Raw genomic sequence first — 7,784 nt, forward strand, 5'->3', positions numbered from 1 at the left:
GTGGACGGCGGTGCGGCCGCGGTGGTGACCCTCGGCGGCGACGGCACCGTGCACCTTGCCCTGCAGGCGCTCGCCGGCACCGACGTCCCGCTGGGTCCGGTGCCGACCGGCACCGGCAACGACTTCGCCGCCTGCACCGGTTTTCCGGCCGATCCGGCCCGCGCGGCGGCGGTGATCGCCGCCGCTCTGGCCGTCGGCCGGAGCCGGCCCGTCGACCTGGCCCGGGTGTCCGCACCGGGCCGACCGGACCGGTGGTTCGGCGCGGTGCTGGCGGCCGGGTTCGACGCGGTCGTCAACGAGCGGGCCAATCGGATGCGCTGGCCGTCCGGGCCGCGCCGGTACGATCTGGCGGTCCCGGTCGAGCTGGCCCGGCTGCGGCCGCGCCGTTACCGGATGGTGTGCGACGGCGAGCCGGACGAGTTCGACGCGGTGTTGGTCGCGGTCGGCAACTGCGCCAGCTACGGCGGCGGGATGCGGATCTGCCCAGCGGCTGACCCGACCGACGGCCTGCTCGACGTGGTGGTGGCCGGGCCGGTCACCCGCCGTACGCTGATCCGGATCAAGCCGCAGGTCCGTCGGGGCGGCCACGTCGACCACCCGATGGTGCGCAGTCTCCGGGCCCGCCAGGTGACGATCGACGCGCCGGACCTGGTCTGCTACGCCGACGGTGAACGGCTCGGGCCGCTGCCGGTGACCGTCACCGCCGTGCCGGGAGCACTGCGGCTGCTGTGGTGATCACCGGTCCGGTTCCCCGGTGGCCAGGTCGAGCACGGCGGCGAGTCCGTTGGCCCGGCCCGGGTCGGCCGCCGGCAGCACCAGCGCCGCGCAGCCGGCCCGTACGGCGCCCGCGTCGGCCGGGGTGTCGCCCACCATCAGCGTCCGCTCCGGGTCGACCCGCAGCATCCCGCAGGCCCGCAGGAAGATCGCCGGGTCGGGTTTGCAGCGGCCCACCTCGTAGGACAACGCCCAGGCGTCGATCAGGTCGGCCAGGCCCCAGGCGGCGAAGTGCGGGCGGATGTCGAAGCCGATGTTGCTGACCACGGCGACCGGCACCCCGGCGGCGTGCAGGGCCCGTAGCGTCGCGGCGGTGTCCGCGTACGGCAGCCACCCGTCCGGTCCGAGCAGCCGCTGATAGAGGGCGTCGGCCAGCCCGTCCACCCCGCTGTCGACCGTCGCGGCCAGCCCGGTGTACGCGGCCCGGTGCGCCTGCGGGTACAGGTCGCGGTCGGCCCACACCTCGGCAAGCTGCGCGGGCACCCGGGTGGGCAGCGGCCCGCCGGCCCGGCCGGCGGTCAGCAGCCGGTCGGCGAGGACGGTCGCCCGCCCCCGGTCCAGGGTCACCCCGCACGCCTCGGCACCCTGGACGACCCAGCGGACCGGGTCCTCGACCTGGGCGAGGGTGCCGTGGAAGTCGAACAGGACCGCCTCGACCGGGCGGCGTCGCGGCCGGGCGGCCGGTTCGTACCCGGGATCGGCGGATACGTCGTCGCGGGGGCGTTCGGGATGATCCGGCACGCCTGCACCTTATCGAGCCGGTTCGGCGGCCCGGTAGGTTGCCCTAACCCGAGTGACTGCCGCCGCTGCTCGACCCTCGGCGCCCGGGAGTGACGAGGCCCCTGACCGGGACGCCGCCGGCCGGCTGCGATTAATCTTGAGGTATGTCGAGCCCCGCCGAGCGGTACGCCGCAGCGCGCCGCCGGGCCGCGCAGGCCGCCGCCTTTCCCTCGCTCGGGGAGTTCACCCTCGATCTCGGTTTCGACCTGGACGACTTTCAACGGGCCGCCTGCCAGGCCCTGGAACGGGGCAGCGGGGTGCTGGTCTGCGCGCCGACCGGGGCGGGCAAGACGGTGGTCGGCGAGTTCGCGGTACACCTGGCGCTGCGCGCCGGTACCACGCCGGCCGGTGGTCCGCCGCGCAAGTGCTTCTACACCACCCCGATCAAGGCACTGTCCAACCAGAAGTACCACGACCTGGTCGGCCGGTACGGTGCCGCCCAGGTGGGGCTGCTGACCGGGGACAACGCGATCAACGGCGACGCGCCGGTGGTGGTGATGACCACCGAGGTGCTGCGCAACATGCTGTACGCCGGCTCGGCCACTCTGGACGGACTGGCGTACGTGGTGATGGACGAGGTGCACTACCTCGCCGACCGGTTCCGGGGAGCGGTCTGGGAGGAGGTGATCATCCACCTGCCGTCGTCGGTCACCCTGGTGTCGCTGTCCGCGACGGTGTCCAACGCCGAGGAGTTCGCCGACTGGCTGGTCACCGTCCGTGGCGAGACCGAGGTGGTGGTCAGCGAGCACCGCCCTGTCCCGCTGTGGCAGCACATGCTGGTGGGGCGGCGGATGTTCGACCTGTTCCACGACGCCGACGCGGCCCGCAAGCATGACGTGCATCCCGAGTTGCTGCGCTACAGCCGGGAGATGCTGCGCCGGCTGGAACTCGGTGACGGCCGTACCCACGGGCCGGGCTGGGGCCGGTCCGGTGGTCGCGGCCCGCGCTGGCGTCCCCCGCTGCGGGCGGACGTGATCGAACGCCTCGAGCGGGAAGGTCTGCTGCCGGCGATCCTGTTCGTGTTCAGCCGGGCCGGGTGCGACGCCGCCGTCGCCCAGTGCCTGGCCGCCGGTCTGCGGCTGACCACCCCGGACGAGCGCGCCGAGATCCGTCGGCTGGTGGAGTCGCGGCTGTCCAGCCTGCCGGCCGAGGACCTGTCGGTGCTCGGCTACTGGGGCTGGCTGGACGGGCTGGAACGCGGTCTCGCCGCGCACCACGCCGGCATGCTGCCGGCCTTCAAAGAGGTCGTCGAGGACCTGTTCGTCCGAGGCCTGATCAAGGCCGTGTTCGCCACCGAGACGCTGGCGTTGGGGATCAACATGCCGGCCCGCTGCGTGGTGCTGGAGCGGCTGGTCAAGTTCAACGGGGAGGCGCACGTCGACCTGACCCCGGGCGAGTACACCCAGCTGACCGGGCGGGCCGGCCGGCGCGGCATCGACGTGGAGGGCCACGCGGTGGTGGTCTGGTCGCCGGAGGTCGATCCGCGGCACGTCGCCGGGCTCGCCTCGACCCGGACCTACCCGCTGCGGTCGAGTTTCCGACCGTCCTACAACATGGCGGTCAACCTGGTCGGCACCGTCGGTTTCGACGCTGCCCGGGAGCTGCTCGAGTCGTCCTTCGCCCAGTTCCAGGCGGACCGGTCGGTGGTCGGCCTGGCCCGGCAGGCGCAGCGCAACACCGAGACCATCGAGGCGTACGGCGTCGAGGTGCGCTGTGACCTCGGCGACTTCGACGCGTACTTCGATCTGCGGGTGGCGATTGCCGACCGGGAGCGGGAGCTGGCCCGGCAGGGTCAGCAGCAGCGGCGCACCGCGGCGGTCGACTCGCTGGAGCGGCTGCGGGTCGGTGACGTCATCCGGGTGCCGTCGGGTCGACGGGCCGGGTTGGCTGTGGTACTGGATCCTGGAGCGGGCGGGTTCGGCGAGCCCCGCCCGCTGGTGCTGACCCAGGACCGGTGGGCGGGCAGGGTGTCGGTCGGCGACTTCACCGTGCCGGCGGAGGTGCTGACCCGGATCCGGGTGCCGAAGCACTTCAACCACCGGTCACCGGCGGCCCGGCGGGATCTGGCGGCGGCGGTGGCCGGCACGGGCCTGGGTCGCCACGGCGCCCGCCGCCGGGGGCGGGCGCGCGGTGACCGGGACGACGACCGGGTGACCCAGTTGCGCGCCGAGTTGCGTCGGCACCCCTGCCACAGCTGTCCGGACCGGGAGGAGCACGCCCGTTGGGCGGAACGCCGGCACCGGCTGGCCCGCGACACCGACGAGCTGCGGGCCCGGGTGGCGGGCCGGACCGGGTCGTTGACCCGGACCTTTGACCGGGTCTGCGGTCTGCTGACCGACCGCGGCTACCTGACACCGGACGGTACGGTGACCGACGCCGGGTGGATGCTGGCTCGGATCTGGACAGAGACCGACCTGCTGGTCGCCGAGTGCCTGCGCCGAAGTGTCTGGGACGGTCTGGCGCCGGCGGAGCTGGCCGCCGCGGTGTCGGTGGTGGTCTACGAGGCCCGCCGCGACGTCGACGAGCGGGCGGCGCTGCCGCGGGGGGCGGTCACCGCCGCGGTGGACGCCACCACCGCGATCTGGGCCAGCCTGGAGGCCGACGAGGCGGCCGCCGGCCTGGAGCCGACCCGGGAGCCGGATCTCGGCTTTGTCTGGCCGATCTACCGGTGGGCCCGGGGCGAGCCGCTGGCCAAGGTGCTGGCCAGCGGGGACAGCCTGGACGGGGAGATGCCGGCCGGGGACTTCGTCCGGTGGGCCCGGCAGGTCGCCGACATGCTCGGACAGCTGGCCCAGGCCCGGGGTGCGTCGCCGCAGCTGGCGCGGACCGCCGCGCAGGCGGTGTCCGCGCTGCAGCGCGGCGTGCTGGCGTACCAGACGACGGGGTGACTGCCGGTCGACGGTCGAACAGCGCACCGTAGTCGCCGGAACCGGTGGTGCGTCACAATGTCGACACGGCCCGGCAAAACAACCGAACGCTCGCTTGCGAAGACCGTTTCCGCTGCTCACCATCGGTCCGGGGAGTACCAGCCTGTGGTTCGGGTCGAAGGGGGCGGACGTGGCAGATATCAATCATTTTGAATACGGCTTCATTACGCCAACGCTGAGTTACGCGTTGTCGGTGCTCGGTTCGTTTCTCGGACTGATCTGCGCCGTGCGGGTCCGAGAGTCGGACACCCCGGGCCGGCGGGCCTGGTGGCTGTCGCTGTCGGCTTTCGCGATCGGCGGCACCGCCATCTGGACCATGCACTTCATGGCGATGCTCGGCTTCAGCGTGGCCGGCACCCAGATCCGCTACGACATCGCGATCACCATCGCCAGCGCGGTGATCGCGATCGCCGCAGTCGCGTTCGGGCTGTTCCTGGTCGGCTTCGGCCGGCCGTCGCTGGTGAAGATCCTGCTCGGCGGGGTCATCACCGGCTTGGGCGTGGCCGCGATGCACTACACCGGGATGGCCGCGATGCGGCTCAACGGCGACATCGACTACGCGCCGGGACGGGTGACCATCTCCGTGGTGATCGCGGTGATCGCGGCAACGGTGGCGCTGTGGCTGGCGGTCACGGTCCGCCGGCCGCTGGCGATGACCGGATCCGCGCTGCTGATGGGTGTCGCGGTCAACGGCATGCATTTCACCGGCATGACGGCGATGTCGGTACACCTGCACGAGCCGACCGGAGTGCTCAACGGGGCGACCGCGGCAACCCTGCTGGTACCGATCGGCGTGGCGGTGCTGCTCGTGGTGATCGGCCTGGTGTACGCGGTCCTGTCCGCCCCGACCGAGGAGGACCGGGCGGCGGCGGCGTACCTCGACGCGCGGATCGCCGAGCGGCGTAGCACCCCACAGCCACCGACCCCGGCCCGGCCGAACGGGTTCACCCCGCTACGCAGCGGCTCGAACACCGGCGGTGAACAGAACGCGTCGAGCCGGTCAGGCGGGTTCAACGGGTTCAACGCCTGACCCGCTAGCGTCCGCACCGCCGGACCCGCCGGCGCCCCGTGCCATCGCGTCGACCAGCCGCCGGCAGGAACCCGCGAGGTTCCACCGGTCCGCCAGCTCCATCAACCGGTCGGGGTCGGTCGGTGCGGCGGGCAGCCGCACCGGTTCGACCGCCAGATCGAGGTCCCTGGCCACCCGTACCACGGTCGGCGCGACCGCCAGGTAGTCGCGGGCGGCCGCCAGCCGGGCCCGCAGACCGGGAGCGAACCCGGACCGTGGGTCGTCCAGTGCCGTGACCAGCCCGGCAAGATCGCCGTACCGCTGCAGCAGCCGCGCGGCGGTCTTGGCGCCGACGCCCGGCACTCCCGGCAGGCCGTCGCTCGGGTCGCCGCGCAGTGCGGCGAAGTCGGCGTACCCGGCGGGCGGTACGCCGAAGCGCTGCTCGACGGCCGCGCCGTCGCAGTCCTCCAGCTTGGCCACCCCCCGACCGACGTAGAGCAGCCGGACCGGGTGGTCGTCGTCGACCAGCTGAAACAGGTCCCGGTCGCCGGAGACCACCTCGACCGGGCCGGCCTGGCGGGTGGCGAGCGTGCCGAGCACGTCGTCGGCCTCATAGCCGGCCACGCCGACCGCCGGCACCCCCAGCGCGGACAGCACGTCCAGCAGTACCGGCAGCTGCGGCACCAGGGTGTCCGGGACGATCTCCCCGCCGGTGGGTGCCACCCGGTGTGCCTTGTACGACGGCAGCAACCGCACCCGCCAGGCGGGCCGCCAGTCGTGGTCGAGGGCGCAGATCAGCCGCGCCGGCCGCCGCCGGGTGATCAGCGCGGCAAGCATGTCGAGGAAGCCGCGTACGGCGTTGACCGGTTCGCCGTCGGCGGTGCGGGCGGCGGACTCGGGTACCCCGAAGTACGCCCGGAAGTACAGGCTCGGGGCGTCGACGGCCAGCAGGGGGTCGGGTGGGTTCACGCGCTACAGCCTCGCACAGCCCGGTGACACCGCTGGTTGTCCGGCACGACCGTCGGGCTGGTGCGGCAGGCTGCCGACATGAGCTTCCTGCCCGGCCTGGAGCTGAGCCGCCGGTTTCACCACGCGGTGGTGGCGCCGGCGATCGCCGCCCGGTTCCCCCGGCTGCGCTACGCCGCGGCCCGGATGGACACCGGTTCGGAGCTGTTCGGGTTCGACACGGAACGCTCCCGCGACCATGACTGGGGTCCGCGGGTGCAGGTGTTCCTCGACTGCACAGATGCCGGCCTGGCCGACCAGGTGTGCGCCGCCGTCACCGAGGACCTGCCAGCGACCTTTCTGGGCTTCCCGACCAGGTTCGCGCCAGACGCCGACCGCACTCTGGGCGTGCCGGCGCTCGACGGCGCCCGGCACGGGGTGACGGTGACGGACGTGTCTGCCTGGTGCCAGCGGGTGCTGGGCTTCGATCCGGCCGACGGGCCGGGCCGGCTGGACTGGCTCGCCACCCCGACTCAGCGGCTCGCCGAGTTCACCGCCGGGGACGTGTTCCACGACGCCCTGCCGGACGTGGTGGCCCGGTCGGCCGGACCGACCGGTGGGCTTACCGGTCGCCGCGCGGTTCTCGCCTGGTACCCACCGGACATCTGGCGGTACGTGCTGGCCGCGGCCTGGGCCCGGGTGGCCGGCGAGGAGCCGTTCGTCGGCCGGTGCGGTGAGGTCGGCGACGAGATCGGCGGCGCGGTGGTGACCGCCCGGATCGTGCGGGACCTGATGCGGCTGGCGCTGCTGGTCGGCCGCTGCTACCCGCCGTACCACAAGTGGCTGGGCAGCGCGTTCGCCCGGCTTCCGGACGACGACGGGCTGTGCGCGACGTTGGCTGCGGCGTTGTCGGCGACCGGGTGGAGCGTGCGGCAGCGGCGGCTGTGTCAGGCGTACGAGCTACTGGCGGTGCGGACCAACCAGCTCGCGCTGGCCGCGCCGGTGGAGCCGACGGTACGGCCGTTCCGGGACCGGCCGTACCTGGTGCTCGACGCGGACAGGTTCGCCCGGGCCCTGTGGTCGGCTATCGGTGACCGCGAGCTGCGGGCTTTGCCGGTGCTGGGGGCGGTGGATCAGGTCGTCGACCACACCGCGCTGCTCACCGATGTCGCGCGGACCCGAATGGTGATGGGTCGCGTCTTGGGACTGGACCACGACGGGACGCGGCCAAACGAACGTTAAGCTTGCTGGGTGTCGATCGATACCGCCGGCCCGCCACCGTGGGGGGGGGAAGGGACGATCGCCCCCCTGGGGAGCACCCCCAACGACCGCCTAACAAGCCCCGTCCA

At 73.3% G+C, this 7,784-nt stretch carries 6 protein-coding genes; 4 read left to right on the plus strand and 2 right to left on the minus strand.

Translation table 11 applies throughout. The features are described from left to right. Positions 1-735, plus strand: a 735-nt coding sequence (locus ACXAHD_RS30215; RefSeq protein WP_475054860.1) for a diacylglycerol kinase family protein, incomplete at its 5' end; no start/stop codon positions are given. Here ACXAHD_RS30215 and ACXAHD_RS30220 read toward each other — a convergent pair. Beyond that, on the minus strand, positions 736-1,515 hold the full coding sequence (locus ACXAHD_RS30220) for an HAD family hydrolase (RefSeq protein ID WP_281554827.1): 780 nt from the start codon (positions 1,513-1,515) through the stop codon (positions 736-738). Positions 1,516-1,658: 143 nt separating this feature from the next. Between ACXAHD_RS30220 and ACXAHD_RS30225 the strand changes: the two genes are divergently transcribed. Both ACXAHD_RS30225 and ACXAHD_RS30230 read left to right on the plus strand, forming a co-directional pair. After that, positions 1,659-4,442 (plus strand): DEAD/DEAH box helicase, encoded by a 2,784-nt coding sequence (locus tag ACXAHD_RS30225; protein WP_289212818.1) that lies wholly within the window; start codon positions 1,659-1,661, stop codon positions 4,440-4,442. Between the two features lie 169 nt (positions 4,443-4,611). Then, a complete protein-coding gene (locus tag ACXAHD_RS30230; protein WP_289212819.1) occupies positions 4,612-5,511 on the plus strand; it encodes an MHYT domain-containing protein in 900 nt (299 codons plus the stop codon). On the opposite strand, the gene ACXAHD_RS30235 is transcribed toward ACXAHD_RS30230, so the two are convergent. Beyond that, a complete protein-coding gene (locus ACXAHD_RS30235) occupies positions 5,482-6,459 on the minus strand; it encodes a 5'-3' exonuclease (protein ID WP_281554830.1) in 978 nt (325 codons plus the stop codon). The genes ACXAHD_RS30230 and ACXAHD_RS30235 overlap by 30 nt on opposite strands. Positions 6,460-6,495: 36 nt before the next feature. Between ACXAHD_RS30235 and ACXAHD_RS30240 the strand changes: the two genes are divergently transcribed. Beyond that, positions 6,496-7,677, plus strand: a complete 1,182-nt coding sequence (locus ACXAHD_RS30240; RefSeq protein ID WP_475054863.1) for a DUF4037 domain-containing protein — start codon at positions 6,496-6,498, stop codon at positions 7,675-7,677. Positions 7,678-7,784: the final 107 nt, after the last annotated feature.

The sequence above is a fragment of the Micromonospora sp. ABR4_055 genome (genome assembly GCF_056160425.1).